This is a genomic window from Virgibacillus sp. Bac330, assembly GCF_003667845.1.
Taxonomy (GTDB): Bacteria; Bacillota; Bacilli; order Bacillales; family Amphibacillaceae; genus Virgibacillus; species Virgibacillus chiguensis.
The window spans coordinates 4,362,144-4,383,394 of the sequence record NZ_CP033048.1 but is presented as its reverse complement, the minus strand read 5'-3'; the positions used below and the strand labels follow the sequence as shown (position 1 = coordinate 4,383,394).

The 21,251-nt window shown below is 37.5% G+C and carries 18 protein-coding genes; 7 read left to right on the top strand and 11 right to left on the bottom strand.

What is annotated here, in order from left to right; all coding sequences use genetic code 11:
* The first annotated feature begins 13 nt into the window (after positions 1 to 13).
* Positions 14 to 748, top strand: a complete 735-nt coding sequence (pflA, locus tag D9780_RS20570) for a pyruvate formate-lyase-activating protein (protein ID WP_073009175.1) — start codon at positions 14 to 16, stop codon at positions 746 to 748.
* A gap of 197 nt (positions 749 to 945) precedes the next feature.
* Here pflA and argS read toward each other — a convergent pair whose 3' ends face one another.
* From argS to D9780_RS20535, 7 genes are all read right to left on the bottom strand, one after another.
* Positions 946 to 2,610 carry an arginine--tRNA ligase gene (gene argS, locus D9780_RS20565; protein ID WP_116277352.1) on the bottom strand — a complete coding sequence of 555 codons (1,665 nt, stop codon included), beginning with the start codon at positions 2,608 to 2,610 and terminating at the stop codon, positions 946 to 948.
* Positions 2,607 to 3,053 (bottom strand): YwiB family protein, encoded by a 447-nt coding sequence (locus tag D9780_RS20560; RefSeq protein ID WP_116277353.1) that lies wholly within the window; start codon positions 3,051 to 3,053, stop codon positions 2,607 to 2,609. The genes argS and D9780_RS20560 overlap by 4 nt, the downstream gene beginning before the upstream one ends.
* Before the next feature lie 222 nt (positions 3,054 to 3,275).
* A complete protein-coding gene (locus tag D9780_RS20555) occupies positions 3,276 to 3,887 on the bottom strand; it encodes a YesL family protein (protein ID WP_121641352.1) in 612 nt (203 codons plus the stop codon).
* A gap of 29 nt (positions 3,888 to 3,916) precedes the next feature.
* Positions 3,917 to 4,810, bottom strand: a complete 894-nt coding sequence (locus D9780_RS20550) for a carbohydrate ABC transporter permease (protein ID WP_101932874.1) — start codon at positions 4,808 to 4,810, stop codon at positions 3,917 to 3,919.
* A gap of 12 nt (positions 4,811 to 4,822) precedes the next feature.
* Entirely contained in the window at positions 4,823 to 5,770 is a 948-nt protein-coding gene (locus D9780_RS20545; protein ID WP_121641351.1) for an ABC transporter permease, read from the bottom strand.
* 441 nt (positions 5,771 to 6,211) lie between these two features.
* On the bottom strand, positions 6,212 to 7,834 hold the full coding sequence (locus D9780_RS20540) for an extracellular solute-binding protein (protein ID WP_240458745.1): 1,623 nt from the start codon (positions 7,832 to 7,834) through the stop codon (positions 6,212 to 6,214).
* 53 nt (positions 7,835 to 7,887) lie between these two features.
* Positions 7,888 to 9,486: an extracellular solute-binding protein gene (locus tag D9780_RS20535; protein WP_162985957.1), complete on the bottom strand. Its 1,599-nt coding sequence runs from the start codon at positions 9,484 to 9,486 to the stop codon at positions 7,888 to 7,890.
* 805 nt (positions 9,487 to 10,291) lie between these two features.
* On the opposite strand from D9780_RS20535, the gene D9780_RS20530 reads away from it, so the two are divergent.
* Positions 10,292 to 11,224 carry an L-lactate dehydrogenase gene (locus tag D9780_RS20530; protein ID WP_073009136.1) on the top strand — a complete coding sequence of 311 codons (933 nt, stop codon included), beginning with the start codon at positions 10,292 to 10,294 and terminating at the stop codon, positions 11,222 to 11,224.
* A gap of 109 nt (positions 11,225 to 11,333) precedes the next feature.
* Positions 11,334 to 13,388, top strand: coding sequence for a transglycosylase domain-containing protein (locus D9780_RS20525; RefSeq protein ID WP_121641348.1), 2,055 nt, complete (start codon positions 11,334 to 11,336; stop codon positions 13,386 to 13,388).
* Positions 13,389 to 13,890: 502 nt separating this feature from the next.
* Here D9780_RS20525 and D9780_RS20520 read toward each other — a convergent pair.
* The 3 genes from D9780_RS20520 to D9780_RS20510 form a co-directional block, all read right to left on the bottom strand.
* A complete protein-coding gene (locus D9780_RS20520) occupies positions 13,891 to 14,403 on the bottom strand; it encodes a YwhD family protein (protein ID WP_116277359.1) in 513 nt (170 codons plus the stop codon).
* 88 nt (positions 14,404 to 14,491) lie between these two features.
* Positions 14,492 to 14,986 carry a YwgA family protein gene (locus D9780_RS20515; RefSeq protein WP_073009127.1) on the bottom strand — a complete coding sequence of 165 codons (495 nt, stop codon included), beginning with the start codon at positions 14,984 to 14,986 and terminating at the stop codon, positions 14,492 to 14,494.
* The gene (locus tag D9780_RS20510) at positions 14,976 to 16,295 is read right to left on the bottom strand and encodes an HD domain-containing protein (RefSeq protein WP_121641347.1); all 1,320 of its coding nucleotides are present in this window, start codon (positions 16,293 to 16,295) and stop codon (positions 14,976 to 14,978) included. The genes D9780_RS20515 and D9780_RS20510 overlap by 11 nt, the downstream gene beginning before the upstream one ends.
* A gap of 282 nt (positions 16,296 to 16,577) precedes the next feature.
* On the opposite strand from D9780_RS20510, the gene D9780_RS20505 reads away from it, so the two are divergent.
* On the top strand, positions 16,578 to 17,423 hold the full coding sequence (locus tag D9780_RS20505) for a lipoate--protein ligase family protein (RefSeq protein WP_121641346.1): 846 nt from the start codon (positions 16,578 to 16,580) through the stop codon (positions 17,421 to 17,423).
* A gap of 383 nt (positions 17,424 to 17,806) precedes the next feature.
* Here the strand turns inward: D9780_RS20505 and pta are convergent, their stop codons facing one another.
* Positions 17,807 to 18,757, bottom strand: coding sequence for a phosphate acetyltransferase (gene pta, locus D9780_RS20500; protein WP_121641563.1), 951 nt, complete (start codon positions 18,755 to 18,757; stop codon positions 17,807 to 17,809).
* Between the two features lie 375 nt (positions 18,758 to 19,132).
* Between pta and hemQ the strand changes: the two genes are divergently transcribed.
* From hemQ to gerQ, 3 genes are all read left to right on the top strand, one after another.
* On the top strand, positions 19,133 to 19,879 hold the full coding sequence (hemQ, locus tag D9780_RS20495; RefSeq protein WP_116277362.1) for a hydrogen peroxide-dependent heme synthase: 747 nt from the start codon (positions 19,133 to 19,135) through the stop codon (positions 19,877 to 19,879).
* 200 nt (positions 19,880 to 20,079) lie between these two features.
* Complete coding sequence (locus D9780_RS20490) at positions 20,080 to 20,505, top strand: cell wall hydrolase (protein ID WP_073009112.1); 426 nt, start codon at positions 20,080 to 20,082, stop codon at positions 20,503 to 20,505.
* A gap of 107 nt (positions 20,506 to 20,612) precedes the next feature.
* Positions 20,613 to 21,077: a spore coat protein GerQ gene (gerQ, locus tag D9780_RS20485; RefSeq protein WP_073009109.1), complete on the top strand. Its 465-nt coding sequence runs from the start codon at positions 20,613 to 20,615 to the stop codon at positions 21,075 to 21,077.
* Positions 21,078 to 21,251 lie beyond the last annotated feature (174 nt).

Sequence of the window (21,251 nt, the reverse complement as noted above, 5' to 3'; positions counted from 1 at the left end):
GGGGGCTTTACCAATGATCGGAAGAATTCACTCGATAGAAACATGCGGTACAGTAGACGGACCGGGTTTGCGTTATGTCATCTTTTTACAAGGCTGTCTGCTTCGATGTCAATTTTGCCATAACCCCGACACGTGGGACGTAAAAGGCGGGGTTGAGAAAAGTGTAGCCGAAATCATCACAGACCTAAAAGACTACCTCCCATACATTAAGAGCAGTGGAGGCATTACGGTTAGTGGCGGAGAACCATTATTACAAATTGATTTTCTGCTGGAGCTGTTTAAGGAATGCAAAAAATTAGGCGTCCACACGGCAATTGATACATCAGCTGGATGTTTTCGGGAAAGCCCTACCTTTTTAAGGAAAGTGGATGAGTTATTACGTGTTACAGATCTTGTACTCTTAGATATTAAGCATTTAGATAATGATTTACACAAACAGCTTACAGGAATGCCCAATGCGCATATCTTGAAATTTGCGGAACTATTAGCCGAGAAAAATACACCTGTTTGGATTCGCCGTGTTCTTATTCCAGAAAGAACAAATGACCCAGACGAATTAGCAAGGCTAAATGATTTCATTAAAAATATGGGTAATGTACAAAAAGTTGAAGTACTTCCGTATCATAAGATGGGAATTTATAAATGGGAGCATTTAAATTTAGAATACCCACTTGCCGGTGTCGAACCACCTACAGAAGAAGAAGTGAAGCGCGCTAAAGAAATACTTTCTATTCCCGCTGAATCGTAGAATCGTTAGTCGAAATCCTCACAAAGACGAGACTAGGCTAGCAAAACAAAAAATGGCATATAAAAACATAATTAAAACGAAGACTTTTCGCCATAGAGGGCTGGCGATAAAGTCTTCGTTTTTCTATACGGACAGAGCTTTCTTTTCTTTTGAAAAAGCGGTGGTCTTTTCCAAGCTTTTTCCAATAACGTGGAAATCTACATCTTCTCTGGCGCCGTTACTCCTAACACGCGTAAACCATTCGCCAATGTAATTTTGACAGCTTGCATCAAAGCGATACGCGCTTTCGTTCTTTCGAGATGATCTGTATCTAATACTTTTTCTGCATTATAAAAACTGTGTAGCAAAGACGCTAGATCAAATACATACTGAGTTACTTTATGCGGTGTTTGCATTCGAGCTGCATCAGCGATAACTTGCGGAAATGCAGCTAGCTTTTTTAACAAATCGGTTTCTTTTTCAGCGGTTAAAAGTGAAACATCGGCATCGCGATCAAAAGAAAGTCCTTTCCCTTCTGCTTGCTTTAACATCGTACAAATTCTTGCATGTGCATATTGCACATAAAATACAGGGTTATCATTCGATTCAGATCGGGCAAGATCCATATCAAAATCAAGCTGCGAATCATTGGAACGCATTACAAAATAATAGCGAACGGCATCTACCCCGACTTCTTCTATAAGCTCTCTTAATGCTACAGCTTTACCGGTACGTTTGCTCATCCGCACCTTTTCGCCATCCGCAAATAAATTTACCATTTGCACGATTTTTACGGAAAACTTTTCAGCGGGATAGCCTAACGCTTGAATCGCAGCACGCATCCGCGGGATATAACCATGATGATCGGCGCCCCAAACGTTAATAATTTGATCAAACCCACGATCCAATTTATTCTTATGATACGCAATATCCGGGGTTAAATAAGTATAAGTACCATCTTGTTTAATTAAAACGCGATCTTTATCATCGCCAAATTCCGTACTACGGAACCATGTAGCACCATCTTTTTCGTATGTGTAGGTGGCTATTTTTTCTAGTGTCTCTCCAATTTTATTTTCCTTATAAAGGGAGCGCTCAGAAAACCACGAGTCAAAATGAACTTTGAATGCTTGTAAATCTTCTTTAATTTTACCCAGTTCATAACTTAACCCATATTCTTTAAAGAAAGCTAAACGTTCTTCCCTATCTTTTTGTACCCACTGTTCTCCATATTCTTCCCTTAGTTGTTTACCAATTTCCGTAATATCTTCACCAAAATAGCCATCTTCAGGCATGGGTACGTCTTGACCTAATGCCTGCAAATAGCGCGCTTCTATAGACAAGGCTAAATTATCGATTTGATTCCCAGCATCATTAATATAGTATTCTCGTTCAACCCGATAACCAGCAGCATCGAATACGTTACATAAGACATCTCCGAAAGCCGCGCCTCTTGCATGACCTAAATGCAAATCACCCGTTGGATTCACAGAGACAAACTCCACTTGTACACGCTCATTATTACCAGCTCTTGATCTTCCATAGGCTTCTCCCTCTTGTAAAATATTTGGAACAATCGAGCCTAGAAAATCCTCTTTCATAAAAAAGTTAATAAAGCCTGGCCCTGCAATTTCTACCTTTTCAACAGATGCCTTCACTCTATCAAACACGTTTACTAATTCTTCCGCAATTTGACGTGGCGCTTTTTTTGCAACACGTGCTAGTTGCATAGCAATATTTGTCGCAAAATCCCCATGCCTTTTATCTTTTGGTTTTTCAAGCACCATTTCCGGTATTTCTTCTTCACTTGCAAGACCAGCTCGCAAGACGGCATCCCTAATTTGTTGTTTCAATGTCTCTTCTGTTTGCTCTAATACATTCATGCCATGTCCTCCTCTTTTATAACTAAGTCGAGCGTTTGCTGTCTCGCATCTTGTCCATTTAGTTTGAGATCATAAACAATTTGCAGGTTGCCATTCTTTGTTGACGATAACGGTTCATAGACAATAGCTGTCGTATAAGTTTCCATATGTATATTACCATAAGGATGCTTTAGTACATTCTCTGTCGTTTGATTCATATGAAATTGCTGATTCATGGTAACATTACCCGAACGTTTCAAGTTTACCTTTTCACGTTGAATTGTAATCATATTTTTTACAACAGACGCATCCTCTACCACTTCTTCAAACGTCAGTACGTCTATATTTTCTTTTTGATAAAGCGTACCAGCCTGTTTGCTTTCGTGGAATTCTTTTTGTCCATTGTCATTAATCGTCGTATAAAGTTCAATCCATACAGCTGTTTGTTGTTTATTATTCGACATACCTAACTCCTCCATTCATACCGTTCCAGATGGAGATTTACTTCATAAATGATGATAAAATAGTGTATTCTTGTGTATTCTATTATAACAAAGATTATTTATCAAGCGGTGAAAGAAGGAATAAAAGACATGACAATCTTATGAAATAACAACTATACAAGAAGTTTGAATTTCTATATGACGATTAATTAGCTAGTTGTATAACGTCTCTTACAAAGAATGTCATGCTTGCTCATACTTTGAAAACGTTTGCTGCGCTCCCCATGTTACAATATAAGCAAACACACTCCCACCAAAGAAAAATAGTAAAGCTGGAATGGTTAGGTAAATAAAATAAAACAAACCGCTAGTAACCCCCATTAAGAATACAGTTAAGAGCGGATGGCCTATGCCAATAACAAAAGCCCACTTTATGTACTCCAACGATCTCAACTTAAAATGTGCAAAAATCGGAAAAATATAAAGGAGTATAATCATATACAATAAAAACAAACCAACAACGCCAAAACTAGCAAAAAGATAGGCAATATGCTCTTGTGAACGAAGGATTTGAAACTCGATCGTCATCAAATAGCCAATTCCTAAAATAACGTATCCTAATACATTTATTTTGCTAAACTCTTTTCGATATGACCTCCAAAAGGTTGAAAATATTGGTATATCTGTTTCTTTATTTATCCACTTTCTAACAACCGAAAACATAGCAGCAGTAGCAGGTAAAATTCCGAATACAAGTAATCCAGCAACTGAAAATATGATCCATAAAAAATTTAAATAGGCGAACCTAGTAACCCACACCGAGAAATGATAATAGCTAGCTATAAACCCACTCATTGTAGTCCCCCTCATTTGTTCAAATAAATTTATTCTTTAATTGATCCAATTAAAACTCCTTGCACAAAATATCTTTGAATAAAAGGATACACAAGTAATAAAGGGAGCGAGGAAACGATGATGACGGCATACTTAATTAAACCTGCTGTTTTCACCTGATCTACGAGAGATTCTGCCCCTCCACCTGCTGTAGGATCGTTTAACTGCATCTGATTTACAACTAAAATTTCCCTTAAAATTAATTGCAATGGAAATTTATCTCTATCAGATAAATAAATTAAGGCGTTAAAATATTGATTCCATAAACCTACTGCATGGAATAAAGCCATAACTGCAATAATAGGAAGAGAAAGAGGTAAAACCACCCTTATAAAAATATAAAAATCAGAAGCACCGTCAATTTTTGAAGCTTCAACTAACTGGTCAGGAATGCTTTGTTGAAAAAAAGTACGTGCTACTAAAATCGACCAAGCACCTACAACGTTCGGAATAACAATTGCCCACATGGTATCTAACATACCTAAAGACTTAACTATAAGATAAGTCGGAATGAGTCCACCATTAAATAGCATTGTAAACAGAAAAAACCATAATATAGCTTTTTTTGCCATCAGTTCTTTCCTTGATAAAGCATAGGCACATGGCAAAAGAACAAACAAATGAATGGCTGTACCTACTAACGTATATAAAATCGTGTTCCCATATCCTCTCCAAATTGACGCTTCAGCAAAAACCCGTTGATAACCTTCAAACGTAATATCTACAGGCCACAACCACATCTCACCAGAGCTTACTGCAGTAGGATCACTAATAGAAGCACTTAAAACAAAAACTAGTGGATAGACGATTAATACCAATATAATAAGTAAAAATAGTGTATTTAATAGATCGAATGACTTGTCTGATAGGCTAACTCTTTTCATTCCTATACCTCCTCACCATAAGCTAGAGTCTGTTGTTTTTCTCGCTAAATAATTAAATATCACGAGTAATGTAATATTTATAGCTGAATCAAATAACCCAATAGCTGCCGCAAAACTATATTGCCCCTCTAATAACCCCGTTTGATAAACAAACGTTTGAATGACATCGGAAGTGGACATATTCAGATTGTTTTGCATTAATAAAACCTTTTCAAAACCTACCGTCATGAAAGATCCAATATTTAATATAAATAAAACAACAATGGTCGGCAGAATGCTGGGGATGTTAATATGAGTGATTCGTTGCAAGCGTGTTGCACCGTCTACCTTTGCAGCTTCATGTAATTCGGGACTAACAGCAGAAAGTGCAGCTAAATAGATAATCGAACTCCATCCCAACGTTTGCCAAACTCCTGACCAAGTAAAGACATGTCGAAACCAATCCGGACTCGTTAAAAACGGGATGGACTCGCCGCCTAAAGCAACAATGATTCTATTCACCAACCCAGTAGTTGGATCTAAGAAGATAACAATCATTCCTACGACGACAACAACAGAGATAAAATGAGGTGCATAGGTTAAGGTTTGTGACCATTTTTTAAAAGCGCCTGCTCTTAGCTCATTTAATGAAAGTGCCAATATAATAGGTAAAGGAAATAAAATTAATTGATAAGCACTTAATAGCAATGTGTTTTTCAGCAGTCTCCAAAAATAATAGGAATCAAAGAATCGAGTAAAATGATCAAATCCTGTCCATGGGCTCCCCCAAATTCCTTCTGTAGCAATAAAGTTTTTAAATGCAATTTGCACACCATACATTGGCACATAGTGTAAAATAATAAAATAAGCAAGTGCTGGGAGCAAAAACACATACAATTGCCAGTTTCTCAACAATTTTTTCTTTATGGTATAAGTTCTAGATTGATTAGGAAGAGAAGCTTCTGATTTGGTTGCTCTCATTTATAAACCTCCTCACAAATTATTTAGCCGTTACTATTCCGCCATTTTTTCTAACAGGTTTCCCGAAATTGTATCTGCACGTGAACCCATCGCTTTTCACTACAGACGGAAGCTGCTTGAGCTCCTCCCTTGCTAAAACGCTTGGTGTGTTGGCGGGATACGGATGCTTTTTTTACAGGAGTCGCACCTTTCGTTCCAAGCGAAAGATTGCTTTACTACGTCAGATGTAATTACGGTGCAGCAGTGCTCTAATAAGTATGTAAAAGCTTCCTCTACATTTCGTGTCATAAACTCGTTTCACACTTCACACCGATGAAAAGGAAGCTATTATATCCCCTTACTTTTTAAAGGTTATTCAAAAAATTTATACGAGACAAGGATGACGTTGACTCACTATAATACATCACGCCAAAATGTTTAAATATTTAAATAATTTAAGGGTTAATTTTCTTTATAACGTTCATAAGCCTGCTTCTGTATTTCCATATACTTATCTAGGTTCATATTTTCTACTGTTTCCACATAACTTTCCCATTCTGAAAAATCTTTTTCACCCGTAATAAATGCGGCTTGCATTTCATTAACATATTTTTCTAAGTCTGTTCGCAGAATGGATAATTCCTCGTTCTCTTCAGCAGTATAAGTGAAGCTTGGCCATATTTCTTCTATTAGATGGGGCTCTAAATTTTTAGCAGCTTCTTTATCTGATGGTGCATTTTCAGATCCTGTAAAATAATCATCCGTCACCATAACTGGATGATTACCACCAGGATTGATAATATATTGCGCTAAAGCTTGTGTTAACGTTAACCCATCAGGATGATTGGTGATTTCTTCTACTAATTGCGGACCATCATCCGTTTCTTCATAAGTGACGCCTTCCATTCCCATAAAAAACATTTTTGCTCCTTCATCACTCCAAAAATAATCAAGCCACTTCAGTGTTGCTTCTGGATTTTCATTCTCACTTGTAATAATAAAATTACCTAAAGAACGTAATGGAGAAGTTATTCCTGTATACATTTTATCCCCGTTTGGACCTTCAAGTGCATTTCCTGGTATGAACTGACTGCCAACATCATTACCATATAATTCAATAGGATTAAAGAACTGTACAGCACCATATAAATTATCTGCAGCATTTCCTAAATGCTGATCTACTTCAAGTGTATAAATATTTTGCTCAATCAACCCCTCTTCAAATAACCGATTTAAATAGACGAGCATTTCTTTATAAGACGCAGATACAGGGAAAAAACGAATATTTCCCGTTGCTGGATCCTCATCAACAAGCGTATGCAATTGACCTTTGTTTTGAACACCAAATGCGCCAGAAATCCAATGTATAATACGTGACATTTCTGCTACGCTACTAAGTGGAATTTCATCATTTTTTCCATTTCCATTCAGATCTGTTTCTTTTACAGCCTTTAAATACGCATAAAATTCTTCTGTTGTTTCTGGGTTTTCCATCTCTAATTGCTCTAACCAATCTCCATTAATCCAACCTTTTGCACCGATTAACAATGATAAGAAATCTGGAGAATATACCGTTGGGACAGAATAAATATTACCATCTGGGAATGTAAGACCTTTTCTAATGTCAGGATTTTCATCAAGCACCTTTGAAATATTTGGAGCATACTCTTCCATTAAATCATTTAGCGGAATAAAAGTTCCTTGTGCTCCGTATGTTTGAATATCTGAAATAGAAACATTTGCAGCATAGAATGCATCTGGCAAATCTCCACTCGCTAAGGCAAGATTCCTCTTCTCATCAAGCCCATCAGCAGGTACTTGATTCCACGTAATATTCACATTCGTCATTGCTTCATATTCATTTAACAATAAAACGTCATTCCAATCATCTGCAGTAGTAGCAGCCTTCCCAGCAAAAATATCTAATTCAATTGGCTCTTTGACAATTGGCAGTTCTTCTTCTGTTACATTTTCTACCGCTTCTTTGCTACCACCAATTTCTTCCTCTTTATCCTTACTGCAAGCGGATAAAGAAAAAGTAAACAATAACGCGCCAACAATAACCACTAAAACTCTTTTAACCATTATTCATTCCCCCCTTAACTCACATATTTTATTGCAAGATAACGTTCACTCCTTTAGTTTCCAAGATACCTATCTAATGCCTTTTGCTGTATCTCCATATATTCATTGAGACCCATCTCTTTCATCGTTTGGACATAATTATCCCATTCAGCAAAACTTGTCTCTCCGGTTACAAATTGAGCCTCCATTTCGCCTACGTACTTACTTAAATCTGTTGTTAATGCATCTAGTCGGCTCTGTTCATCATCTTCATAGAAAAACATGGGCCAAGGTTCATCTATTAAATAAGGCTCATTTTGTTCCGCATTTTCAATATCTTCTGGTCTAAACTCTGGTGCAGTAGAATATCGAGGATCATCTAGTACAGGGTGCCCACCACCTGGATTGATAATATAATTTGCCAGCGCTTCTTGAATAGTCAAACCATTAGGGTTATTTGTAATTTCTTCTAAAAGCTTTGGACCTTCTGCCGTCTCTTTATAAGTCTCTCCTTCGAGCCCCATAAAAAACATTTTCTTCCCTTCCTCACTCCAGAAGTAATCCAACCAACGTAATGTTGCCTCTGGATTCTCATTCACATTTGTTATGGAGAAATGTCCTAAACTATTTACAGGAGATAAAACTGCAGTAAACATTTTGTCTCCATTCGGGCCTTCAAGCGCATTGCCTGGAATATATCTACTACCAACTTCTTCTCCAAAATAATCAATAGGATTAAAGAAGTTCATAGCTGCATATCTCCCTTCCATTCCGTTTGCAAGAAATTGGTCTACTTCTATGGAGTAGATATTTTGTTCAATGAGGCCTTCTGTATATAATTTGTTCATGTATTCAAGCATTTGTTTATATTCATCAGCAATTCGGTAAAATCGCATTTCGCCCGTTTCAGGATCTTCGTCAATTAAGCGATGCATAATTCCTTTATTAGATACGCCAAATGCGCCAGATATTAAATGATAAAGGCGATCCATCGACACACTACTAAACGGAATAACGTCTTTTCCTTTCACAGATAACTCCTTGGCAGCTTTTAAATACGCATAAAATTCTTCCGTCGTTTCCGGATTATCCATGCCCACTTCTTCCAAAATGTCTTTGTTGATCCACGGTTTATCATCCATAAGTGAAGTAGGAGAGTTTGGATCTCTTAGTCTAGGAATAGCGTACATATTCCCATCAGGAAAAGTAATCCCTTGCTTTATCTCCGGATATGCATCTAAATAGTTCTTAATATTTGGAGCATATTCATCAATGAGATCATTTAAAGGAATGAGCACACCCTGCTTTCCATATTTATACAGATCCGCATTGGGGAGATATGTACCGTAAAATAAATCTGGCAAATCTCCACTCGCTAATGTTAAGTTTCTTTTTTCAGCTAAGCCGTCAATGGCTACTTGTTCCCACTGCATATCTATATTGGTCATTTTTTCATATTCATTTAGCATGGGAACATCATTCCAATCTTCTGCAGTAGTTGCAGCTTGACCTGAAAAGACGTCAATAGTAATCTTTTCATCTACTATTGGCATTCCTTCTTCATTTAAATTGGCTATTGCTTCTTCCCTTTTCTTCCCATCTGCTTCCTTATTATTTTCACTACAAGCAGATAAAAACATGACGATAACTATGACAATAAATTTCCATTTCACTACCCTTCCCCCTCGCATATTATATTTAGGTATCGTTTTTGCCTAGCTGAATGAATACATTTACGAATGATACAATTTGTTATAACTTCATTACTTTTCACTACAGCCGACGCTTTCCTCAGGGTTGCTTAAGCCTCTTCTCTCTCAAAAACCGTTCGCTATCCGTTCTCAAGACTCCTATTATTTCCGCTGGAGTCGCAGCCTTACGTTCAAGGTAAATCAGTTAGTACATGCCTTCATAAAAACATGAATCTCCTGCGTCACGTCTTTGTCCTGTTTTTACTAATCCTTACAAGTTCCCCCATCTATTGCTTTTAACGATATACGACCACCTCCTCCAATTCAATTCCGCGGAAGCTAACCTGCATAGAAACGACTTAATCCATCACTTTCACATAGCACAAGACAAGCAACTATTAAAAAATAATGACTTTTCACACCTTTTATTACTCTAATTCACGCATATGATAACGGTTTCTTTTTCGTTTTTAAAAAAATATAAATCATTTTAATTTTTAGTATTTTATAATATACAACATATATTACCATACCAAGACAAAAAATAGAACTAAATTTTATATTTTTTCATTTTTTTTGAACTTTAATTTCATGCTTTACTACCCCCCTTTTACTTAAGACTGTTCGTTGTCGCCAACCTCTTGGCGCGTTATGAATTTATTTTAAAAAAGCGTTTTCGAATGGTTTCTTTTTGAACAAACGAGGAAATATATAATGAGAGGCAATTTTTATGTTACATAACTGCCTATAACTAAACTAGGAACACAACCTACATAGGAGGATAATCATGGAAATTACGCCAGGAAATAAAATTGTTCTAGTAGGAACTGGAGCTGTAGGAACTAGTTATGCTTATGCGTTAATGAATCAAGGCTTAAGCAATGAACTTGTTCTAGTGGATATAAATGAGGATAAAGCAAAAGGTGAAGTTATGGACTTAAGTCATGGCATCGTATATGCCCCTAGTGCTATGAATATTACCCAAGGAACTTATGCCGATTGTAAAGATGCAGCCATTGTAGTAATTTGTGCTGGTGTAGCGCAAAAAGAAGGAGAAACGAGATTAGACCTTGTTAATAAAAATGTGGCGATCTTCAAATCTATGGTTAAATCCATTATGGATGCAGGATTTAATGGTATTTTTATTGTAGCAACAAACCCTGTTGATATTCTTTCCTATGCAACATGGAAATTTTCGCAGTTGCCAAAAGAACGAGTAATTGGCTCTGGTACGGTATTGGATTCCGCTAGATTCCGTTTCCTTTTAGGACAAAAATTTGCTACCGCACCAGCTAGCGTGCATGGATATATTATTGGAGAGCATGGTGACTCGCAACTTCCAGTATGGAGCACCGCTAACATTTCTGGCACATCCATCGCTGAAAAAATATCGGCCGAAGAAAAAGCGCAAATTGCTGAGCAAGTACGTAATGCTGCTTATGAGATTATTTCCTTGAAAGGAGCAACCTACTATGCTATTGGCATGGGGTTAGCCAGAATAACAAAAGCGATCTTAAATAACGAGCATATTATCCTGCCGGTAGGAACGCTATTAACTGGCGAGCACGGACATAAAGATGTTTATGTTGGTGTCCCATCCATTATTCACCGTACTGGTGTAAAAGGAGTAGCAGATTTCCCTTTGGATGAAACAGAGCAAAGAAAATTTGCTAGCTCGATTGCCATTTTAAAAGATATTCAAAACCAAGCTTTATTATAAGCTCTAGCATTTAGGACTTTGCATGGAAGATTCATGTTCAGATGTTTATTTCTCCATTTGTTTTCCCATAATGATAATAACGGAATTTATTTGAAGAGGGAAAACATATATGAGAAGCAAACAAAAACACAGCGCAGTTCGCAAACGATTCTTTAAAATAACCGGCATTTTGGTAGGAATATGTTTATCCTTTGTGATCTTCGTTTACATCGCCAGCTACCTTTTAGGCCCCCCACCAATATCAATGAACCAACAAACAACGTTATACACCAAGTCTGGGGAGCCTTTTGCTAAAGTCGGTGAGCATCAAACAGAAGATTGGATCTCGCTAGAATATATTGCTGATGAAGCAATTCAAGCTACACTGGCTGTTGAAGATCGCAATTTCTACAACCACCATGGGTTTGATGTAAAACGAATTTTAGGAGCCATTGTTGAAAATATAAAAACATTGTCGCTTAAAGAAGGTGCAAGTACTTTAACACAGCAATATGCAAGAAATCTGTATTTAAGCCATGAAAAAACATGGGGCAGAAAAATTAAAGAAGCATTTTATACAATAAGATTGGAAATGTTCTACTCCAAATCGGAATTACTAGAAGGCTACTTAAACACCATCTATTATGGGCATGGCGCTTACGGAATTGAAGCTGCAAGTAAACAGTTCTTCCAAAAATCTGCTAGTGAGCTTTCGCTAGCAGAATCTGCCATGCTTGCGGGTATACCAAAGGGTCCAACATATTATTCCCCTTTGAATGACCCAACAAAGGCAGAGCAACGCCAGCAACATATATTGAAGATCATGGAAAATGAAGCGATGATTTCAAGTCGCGCCTATGAAGAAGCCAAAAACGAAGCGTTACAGTACCATAATGAAGCTAAACGGAATAACCAAGAGCAAATAGGTCCCTATTTCCAGCATGCCGCTATCAAAGAAGCAGCAGCCGTTTTGGAGTTAGACGCTGAGGAAGTTCGTGGTGGTGGGTATCAAATTTACACCACGATGCAAGAAAAAGCGCAAACAGATTTAGAAGAACAGTTTCAACAAACAATGTCGAAGCAAAGTGACATACAAGGTAGTGGATTAGTAATGAATCCAAAAACGGGAGGCATCCTTGCGATAGTAGGTGGACGCAGTTATGTGGACAGTCCGTTTAATCGCGCTACGCAAGCAAAGCGAATGCCAGGCTCTACCTTTAAACCTTTTCTATACTATGCAGCGTTAGAGCGGGGCTACAATGCTTCTACCATGTTAATGAGTCAACCTACTACATTTAAGTTAGAAAACGGAAATGTCTATAAACCGAGTAATTTCAATGGCTATTACGCAAATGAGCCTATTTCACTAGCACAAGCATTGGCGCTGTCCGATAATATTTATGCTGTGAAAACAAATATGTTTATAGGTCCTGAAACGTTAGTAAATACAGCCAAACAGTTTGGTTTCACAAGTGATTTATCAGCTGTACCTTCCTTAGCGCTCGGTTCAGAAGTAGTGTCCATGCAAGAGATGGTTCGTGGATATAGCATGTTAGCAAATGGAGGAAAGAAAGTGGACGGGCATACTGTTACTAAAATTGTTAACCGCTATGGAGATACAGTCTACACTAAATCTAATGATTCTAACGAACAAGTGCTTGATCCGAAAAAGACGTTTATTCTTTCCCAATTAATGACAGGTATGTTTGATCGAGAACTGAATGGATATATGCAAGTAACAGGGTCTACCATTATCGACCAACTTGATCGAAAATACGCGGGAAAATCAGGTTCTACAGATTCTGACAGCTGGATGATTGGTTTTAGCCCTTCCGTAGTTGCAGGAATTTGGGTCGGCTACGATGACAATCGTACGATTGAAGCTGTTGATGAAATGGCATATGCAAAGGATATATGGGCTAATTTCATGACTTCTGTACATCAAAATAAGCCCATTAAAAGCTTGCCCATCCCATCAGGAATTGTTGGCATTCCTGTGGACCCTGCCACTGGTAAACGGGCAACGCCTTATTGTTCTGCTAGTAAAGTCATGTTTTTCGAAAAAGGTAGTGAGCCAACAACCTACTGCAATGCACACTTACCAGAGGATGATAAAACTGATAAAGCACCTATAGAAAAACAAGAAAAATCATTTATTGAAAGGCTATTTGACTTGTTTGAGTGAAAAACGCAATAGCAAAAATTCAAGGTGATCAGAGATGGCTATAATTGATTTAGAAAAACTTGGCTTGTCGCCAAGTTGAATGACGAAAGCTAGTATAAACCCTTACATTTTTTAATTCCTACCGTAAAAAAGAGGTCAAACCCAGTATAAATGGATTCGACCTCTTTTTTGTCCTAGTAATACATGAATAGCCCATGTAGACTATATTTTACAAACTTCCATCCTAAAGTACAAGTCAAAATCGCAATGTTCATAACAAAGTCACAAATTGTTCACATTTATAATATCGGATATGACGTGTTGTAAACCATCGATTTTAGAAAAACTTGGCTTGTCACTAAGTCTTATTGAAAAAGCCTTTGTTTTTCTTATACTATGAACTTAAAAATGTTAAACTTTGTATAGCGCAAGAAAATGCACTAACCGGACAAATCTAAATAGAAAACAGCACTACATCCCCATATTCGTCCTACCTAACAATCTAGGAGATCCCCCTATTACTTTATACAGACAAAGCTGTTTTTAATTCCTCTGTTGAGTTTTCCCACATCTCTTGGTCAAAGTCTTCGAGAAAATCTTTTAACAGTTGCTTCGATTTCTCATCCATATGATCAACAACGATTTTACCTTTCAGAGATTGCTCCATATGTTTTACATGCTCAGGCATCGATTTGTAAGCACGCTTATTAGGTCGATCCACAACCAATTCGCTTCCTGCCACACCCGCAAAATATGTCCCTTTTTCATTCCGTCCAACATTTACCCAAACAATCCAGTACAATTTGCCATTTGGAACTTCGCTTTTATCTGATAAATATTTCACACGCCGCTCAATATCACTTCTAGCGTGCATTGCCGCCATATCAACATAAGCTTTATTTTCATTCGGATCTACAATGACAGAAGACATATTTTCCAAGCTGATGGAACCATAACCATATCCACCATGGCCATCTGTCGAGTCGTCTTTAATAATTGTAAATTTATTTTTGTTTGAAGACTGATCGAAACTCATTCGAAAGACCCTCCTTCTTTTTCATTATTATTTTGATTGTATCATAGTGAGATTCTAACGTCTAAAGCATGATTTCCCACAAATAATTTTAATGGCGAATTGCATGAATAAAGGAAATGGCTTCTTGAATTTCCTCGTCTGTATATTTTTGTTTTGGCTTCACCGTATGCACTTTTGCAATCGACTCTTCTAAAGACAAGTCATCAAAATATAATATCGTTGCGACTAATTCCAAAAATCGGGAGCTTTTCTCCTTCATGGCATACACTTGCTGTGAAAAATCAGGCATATCTTTCTTGAACTGTTCTAAAAAAGCTTGTCCATCTTCTGTAATTGTATAATGGTATTGATGGTAATTGCTTCTATCTTCTTTTTCTTCTTTAATAAAACCTAAATTACATAGCTCTTCCACCCGTAACGTTAACTCCTCAGAATATGGCCCATAAAAATGAAACGCAAATTTCTCCTCAAAGGGCATGTGACATTTTTGCAAAATAAAAATCATTTTTTGCAGCTTTTTCCTTCCCGTTACTTCGTTTGCTACTGCAAAAAACTGCATTAGTTTCGCATGATTAGTTAACATGTTTTTCCTCTCCCTGACCAATTAATATTTCTTTCATCCGCTTTTTCTTCCTTGGATCGGATACGTTTTCTAGTAAATCATGTGGATAATACAACTTATGATCGGTTCGTTTCTTCCCGGAAATAGCTTCAACGATATCAGACTGCCGTGATAATTCACGCAGTTCACCATTTGGCATTAATAAATGAATCGGTAAACGCTCCTCCTCTTCCCCAGGCCGGTAAAAATCATATGGTAAATCAGAGGAAGAATCAACGACCAAATAATAATCCGGATTAATATGTACATCCGTAAACAGTTTGTGTAGTTCCATCCATTCATTCATCTGTGAATTAGGATTAAATTCGACATACTTAAACAGCCTGCGATTCATAAACCGCTCGCAGAGATCACGAAGAATCGTATCTTCTTCTTCCTGCCAAAGTTGAAAATAATACGTAACAATTCCCTCATCTAATTTTAAATAATCCTCTAGCTTTACATTTCCTGCAAAAAAAGATTTAAAGTGCGTTGGCTTCAATGTAAACGTATATGTAGAATCGTGATATAACACTTTGGCTCGTTGCAATATTTTACAAAGAATGACTTCTGCACTTCTCGTAACTGGATGGAAATATACTTGCCAGTACATTTGATAGCGACTCATAATATAATCTTCCACAGCATGCATTCCTGTTTCCTTAATCACCACTTGATCTTCCATTGGACGCATAACACGAAGAATTCGCTCCATATCAAAATGACCATAACTTACACCCGTAAAATACGCATCCCGTTGCAAATAATCCATTCGATCAGCATCAATTTGGCTTGAAATTAAGCTGACCACTAATTGGTCTTGATATGTTTTAGCTATCACGTCAGCAACTTTTTGAGCAAACCCCTTTTCTGCTCGTTCTAAAATGGCATTCACTTTGGTGTTACCTAAAATAATTTGCTGTGTATAATGTTCATGATCCAGCTTAAATACCTTCTCAAAAGAATGGGAGAACGGCCCGTGCCCTAGATCATGTAATAACGCTGCACATAAACAAAGAAGACGCTCCTCTTTATTCCAATGTGGACGTCCTTCAAAATTTGTTAGTATTCTTCGTACGATTTCATATACCCCAAGCGAGTGATTAAATCGGCTATGCTCCGCTCCGTGAAATGTTAAATATGTAGTGCCTAACTGTTTAATTCTTCGCAGTCTCTGAAACTCAGGTGTCGCAATCAAATCCCAAATTACCCGATCTCTCACATGGACATATCGGTGCACGGGATCTTTGAACACCTTTTCTTCATGAAGTTGTTCGTTTTTATATGGCATGCTTTTTCATCCGTTTCTTTTCGACGATTTCTTTTTATTATATAATAGAAAGGCTGAAGAAAAAAGAGGAAAGATAAAGTAGAGAACTTAGAGAAACATCGCTGTTTATTAGAAATCGTGCGTTGTCGCTTGTCTTGAGCACAATCTGTCGGTTTCATATCCGATGAGAAAACGAAAGCTTTCGAATATCAGGCGAACAAACGCCGTCCAATAAACAAATAACTTTTTTTCATGACGAACTGTCAGTAAAATTAACAATGATAAATAGAAAGTGAGTTGCTTATGAAAAACTGGAAAAATATGATGGCACATACAACCTTTCGATATATGGACCATTCAACAACGAACCTGTTTGATCAGGAACGATTCACTGCCCTTCACTCCTTTGCCATCGATGATGCACTTGCCCTGTCCGTGAGCGAGAAATTATCTCCACCGACAATGAGGCTATGGGTGCATGAACAAACGATTGTACTTGGAATTCCTGATGCAAAACTTCCTTATATCCATGAAGGAGTAGAACAATTAAAACAAGCTGGTTACCACGTTGTCGTACGTAATTCAGGTGGACTAGCCGTAGCTTTAGACAGTGGTGTACTCAATATTTCGCTCATTTTTCCTGATGTTAAAAATATATCTATTCAAGAAGGATATGAAGCGATGGTCAGCTTTGTTCAATACATGCTAAGTGATTTGACAGACCGTATTGAAGCATACGAAATTATCCATTCTTATTGTCCGGGAGATTATGATTTAAGTATTAACGGAAAAAAATTTGCGGGAATTTCACAACGTCGGGTAAAAGATGGCGCAGCTGTGCAAATATATTTAGATGTCGAAGGAGATAGTTTTAAAAGAGCGAGTGTCATTAGAGATTTTTATACAGTTAGTAAACGCGGAGAATCGACGAAGTTTAGCTACCCCACTGTAGACCCCCATGTGATGCGCTCTTTATCAGAGTTATTACAAACGCCACTAACTGTAAATGACATGAAGCAACGAGCAATGAATGCATTATTAAAAGTTAGTGAACATGTTGTTGAGACTGATTTCACATCAACAGAGTATGCACATTATCGCAAAAGATTAGTACAGATGAAGAAACGTAATACAGTAATTACAGGATGAATAGCATCTAAGGCAAAACAATAAGCAAACCAAAAAGTCTTTCCAAGCTTGTAGGCGCAATAAATGTCCACTCACCACTCACATTCTAAACTAAAAGAAAACGGTCTTTAGTAATATAAGGTTGTACAAGTACTCTAGTCCCCCTATTGCTTTTGTGAGGGTGTCAGTTAAAGGAGCTGGTTGCGTCTGATTCTGCTTTTAAAAAATATATAATACTTTGCTCGTGGATATAGAAATTACCGTGTCTGGCTCCACCGCCTTATAATAAGCAATCATGGATAAAAATTCGCTTTACCATAGAAATAAACTACCCCATATAGCGAAACTCGTGAAACAGTTCACTATATGGGGCATGAATGACATATATTTCGTAATATCAGCTTCTATAATGCTTGAGCTGCTGTAATTACCGCCAAGTTATAAACATCCTCTGCGTTACACCCACGAGAAAGGTCGTTAACAGGTTTGTTCAAACCTTGTAATACTGGGCCTACCGCTTCAAATTCGCCTAAACGTTGCGCAATTTTATATCCGATATTACCTGCTTCTAAGCTAGGGAAAACAAACACATTTGCATCTCCTTGCAATACTGCGCCAGGCGCTTTTTTCGCAGCAACACTCGGAACAAATGCAGCATCAAATTGGAATTCGCCGTCAATTACTAATGATGGATTCTTTTCTTTGGCAATTTGTAATGCATCCACTACACGTTCTGTTTCATCTGATTTTGCTGAACCTTTTGTTGAAAAGCTTAACATAGCAACACGTGGGTCAATACCAAATAGTTGCGCCGTATTTGCACTCTCCACTGCAATTTCTGCCAAATCTTGGCTGTCAGGTGCGATATTAATAGCACAATCGGCAAACACATATTTTTCATTACCACGAACCATAACGAATGCGCCCGATGTCTTTTTCACACCTTCTTTCGTTTTTATAATTTGTAGAGCAGGTCTAACTGTATCAGCGGTTGAATGAACAGCGCCACTAACAAGACCATCCGCTTGATTCATATAAACAAGCATGGTGCCAAAATAGTTTTCATCTAAAAGTATTTTTTCAGCGTCTTCTTTCGTTGCTTTTCCTTTACGACGTTCCACAAAAGTTGCAACCATTAAATCAAATTCGGCAAAATCTTTTGGATCAATTATTTTACATTGTGATACATCTACTCCTGCTTTTTGCGCCTGTTGCTTGATCTCTACTTTGTCACCAAGCAAAATCGGCATTAACACCTTTGTTGCAGCTAGCTGGCTAGCAGCTGTCAATATACGTTCATCCGTCCCCTCTGGGAAGACAATAGATTTAGATTGACTAGAAACTTTTTCTTGCATTTGTTTAAATAATTCACTCACTTTTGATAAACCTCCTATATGGTTATACTTAAATAGTAGATGATTTTTACGATAAATGAAAGCATTTCTCTTCTATGCCCCTTATGTTTTTTGACATTCTCATGACAATTAAACATATCCCTCCTTATTAGAAGTCTATTTCATGCTTAGCATACCCTATTTATGCTATAGTAAAGGCAGATTTGCCATGTCTATTTCATATTAGAAAAGCTTGGCTTGTCGCCAAGTCTTTGGCGAAAAATATTCTTATGAAAAAACCGCCTGCAAGTCTCATCATAGATGGTGGTTATCTAATTTAAATGCATGGCGGTTTCTTGTACTTTAACTTATCGTATCAATAAAGGGGAGATTACAATGGTAGAAGCAGTAGAAACAATGGATGGATGGTATAGTTTGCACGATTTTCGCACTATCGATTGGACTTCATGGAAGCTTGCAAGTGAAGAAGAGAGGCAAGAAGCAATTCATAGTTTACAGCAAATGCTTACTAAATGGGAAGAGGTAGAAGCAGCTAAAAACGGGAGCCATGCCCTTTACAATATTGTTGGTCAAAAAGCGGATTTGATGTTCATGTTTCTGCGCCCAACTACGAACGAGTTAGCAGCTATTGAAAATGAATTGAATAAATCAAAGATGGGAGAATTTTTAATCCCTGCTCATTCTTATTTTTCCATCGTAGAGTTATCTAAATACCGCCCTTATAAAGAGGAGCATCCAGAGTTAATTCCAGAAATAGCTCAGCGGTTAAAACCAATCCTTCCAAAATGGGAGCATGTTTGCTTTTATCCTATGGATCGCCGCCGTCACGGAGATGAAAACTGGTATACATTAGAAAAAGATGTACGCGGTAAATTATTATATGAACACAGTATGACAGGTCGTAAATATGCCGGCAAAGTATCACAAATCATCACTGGTTCCATTGGACTTGATGATTGGGAATGGGGCGTAACCTTATTCGCTCACGATCCATTACAATTCAAAAAAATTGTTTATGAAATGCGATTTGATGAAGTTAGCTCGCGATATGGAGAGTTTGGCGAATTCTTTGTAGGTAACTATTTAGCGAAAGAACAGCTTTCTGCCTTCTTTAAAATATAAAACAACTTGATGCCTTTACACGTTGGCTTCGTCCCATGTGTAAAGGCTTTTTTTACTTTAAAATCTCGTATAAGTAAAACTCGCGTTTTCGCCTTTAGAGTTTGACGACAGGGGAAGTTTTTCTAAAACAAATCATAACTATGTTCCTTGTAGCATACATATGATAATGCACCGAGATTGGACAGAAATGGGGATTGCTCATGTCACTAGTGGCTCATACCGATAAAGATATTGAATTATTAGCAAGATTAATGCGAGCAGAGGCAGAAGGTGATGGTGAGTTAGGAATGTTAATGGTAGGAAACACGGGCATCAACAGAGTCATCGCCGATTGCTTGGACTTTACAAATATACGTACCATTCGAAACATGGTATACCAAAGCCCCGGAGGTTTTGAAGCTACACAAAGAGGATATTTTTACCAAAGAGCAAGAGAATCAGAAAAACGTCTAGCACGTAGAGTTATCCAAGGAGAACGACAGCATCCAGCTTCTAATTCCCTATGGTTTTTTCGACCAGAAGGGAGTTGCCCAGCACAATGGTTTGGACAGTGGAACGTTGGACGGTACAAATCGCATTGTTTTTTCGCCCCAACCGCTTCAGAATGTCCGACTGTTTATCGTTAATCTGCTAGTAAAGGAGGAGGAATGAAAAATAGCAACTGCTATTATTTGAGAAGATATTTCTTCATGCTTTAAACTTCAACTCTATTCCGTTTTAAGGAGGATTTTTCATGAGTGAAAACCAAACAAACCCACAAATGAATACGTATCCGTACTATCCGTATTATTACCCAGCAACGTCACAAGCCTATTATCCAATGTATCCAATGCGGCAACCTTCTCATCAGTCCTATGCACCGTCTCAACAGCCCTATCCAACAACAAGTGGTTTTAACCAAAACCAAGGCATGCTACCAGAACAACAATCCTATATTGAAAATATTTTGCGATTAAACCGTGGTAAAGAGGCAACGGTATATATGACATTTGAGAATAACGATCAATGGAATGCCAAAGTATTCCGTGGCATTATTGAAGCAGCCGGTCGTGATCATATTGTTATAAGTGACCCACAATCTGGGAAACGCTACTTATTATTAATGGTATATTTAGATTACGTTACATTTGATGAAGAACTGAATTATGCTTATCCATTTGGCGAAACTTCGGGCAATGTTTCCTATCCACCCCGGTAGCACTACTGGAACATTGAAATTAAATAAGGGATGGCACATAATTAATTCCTCTATGCCATCCCTTAACGTATATACAACATCAGAATAAGTAATAAAAGTCATAACGACAAAAACGCGGTAATTATTCTAGTTTACTATGCTGTGAAATTTTATACTTTCTATAGCACAAAAAGA

Excerpts from the sequence above, each read along its gene's own strand:
- D9780_RS20490 (WP_073009112.1), top strand. The coding sequence starts at position 20,080 with ATGTCACTAGTGGCTCATACCGATAAAGATATTGAATTATTAGCAAGA.
- D9780_RS20520 (WP_116277359.1), bottom strand. The coding sequence starts at position 14,403 with ATGAGTTTCGATCAGTCTTCAAACAAAAATAAATTTACAATTATTAAA.
- D9780_RS20515 (WP_073009127.1), bottom strand. The coding sequence starts at position 14,986 with ATGTTAACTAATCATGCGAAACTAATGCAGTTTTTTGCAGTAGCAAAC.
- D9780_RS20530 (WP_073009136.1), top strand. The coding sequence starts at position 10,292 with ATGGAAATTACGCCAGGAAATAAAATTGTTCTAGTAGGAACTGGAGCT.
- D9780_RS20525 (WP_121641348.1), top strand. The coding sequence starts at position 11,334 with ATGAGAAGCAAACAAAAACACAGCGCAGTTCGCAAACGATTCTTTAAA.
- argS (WP_116277352.1), bottom strand. The coding sequence starts at position 2,610 with ATGAATGTATTAGAGCAAACAGAAGAGACATTGAAACAACAAATTAGG.
- D9780_RS20505 (WP_121641346.1), top strand. The coding sequence starts at position 16,578 with ATGAAAAACTGGAAAAATATGATGGCACATACAACCTTTCGATATATG.
- D9780_RS20555 (WP_121641352.1), bottom strand. The coding sequence starts at position 3,887 with ATGAGTGGGTTTATAGCTAGCTATTATCATTTCTCGGTGTGGGTTACT.
- D9780_RS20540 (WP_240458745.1), bottom strand. The coding sequence starts at position 7,834 with ATGGTTAAAAGAGTTTTAGTGGTTATTGTTGGCGCGTTATTGTTTACT.
- pta (WP_121641563.1), bottom strand. The coding sequence starts at position 18,757 with ATGCAAGAAAAAGTTTCTAGTCAATCTAAATCTATTGTCTTCCCAGAG.
- pflA (WP_073009175.1), top strand. The coding sequence starts at position 14 with ATGATCGGAAGAATTCACTCGATAGAAACATGCGGTACAGTAGACGGA.
- gerQ (WP_073009109.1), top strand. The coding sequence starts at position 20,613 with ATGAGTGAAAACCAAACAAACCCACAAATGAATACGTATCCGTACTAT.
- D9780_RS20545 (WP_121641351.1), bottom strand. The coding sequence starts at position 5,770 with ATGAGAGCAACCAAATCAGAAGCTTCTCTTCCTAATCAATCTAGAACT.
- D9780_RS20560 (WP_116277353.1), bottom strand. The coding sequence starts at position 3,053 with ATGTCGAATAATAAACAACAAACAGCTGTATGGATTGAACTTTATACG.
- D9780_RS20550 (WP_101932874.1), bottom strand. The coding sequence starts at position 4,810 with ATGAAAAGAGTTAGCCTATCAGACAAGTCATTCGATCTATTAAATACA.
- D9780_RS20510 (WP_121641347.1), bottom strand. The coding sequence starts at position 16,295 with ATGCCATATAAAAACGAACAACTTCATGAAGAAAAGGTGTTCAAAGAT.
- hemQ (WP_116277362.1), top strand. The coding sequence starts at position 19,133 with ATGGTAGAAGCAGTAGAAACAATGGATGGATGGTATAGTTTGCACGAT.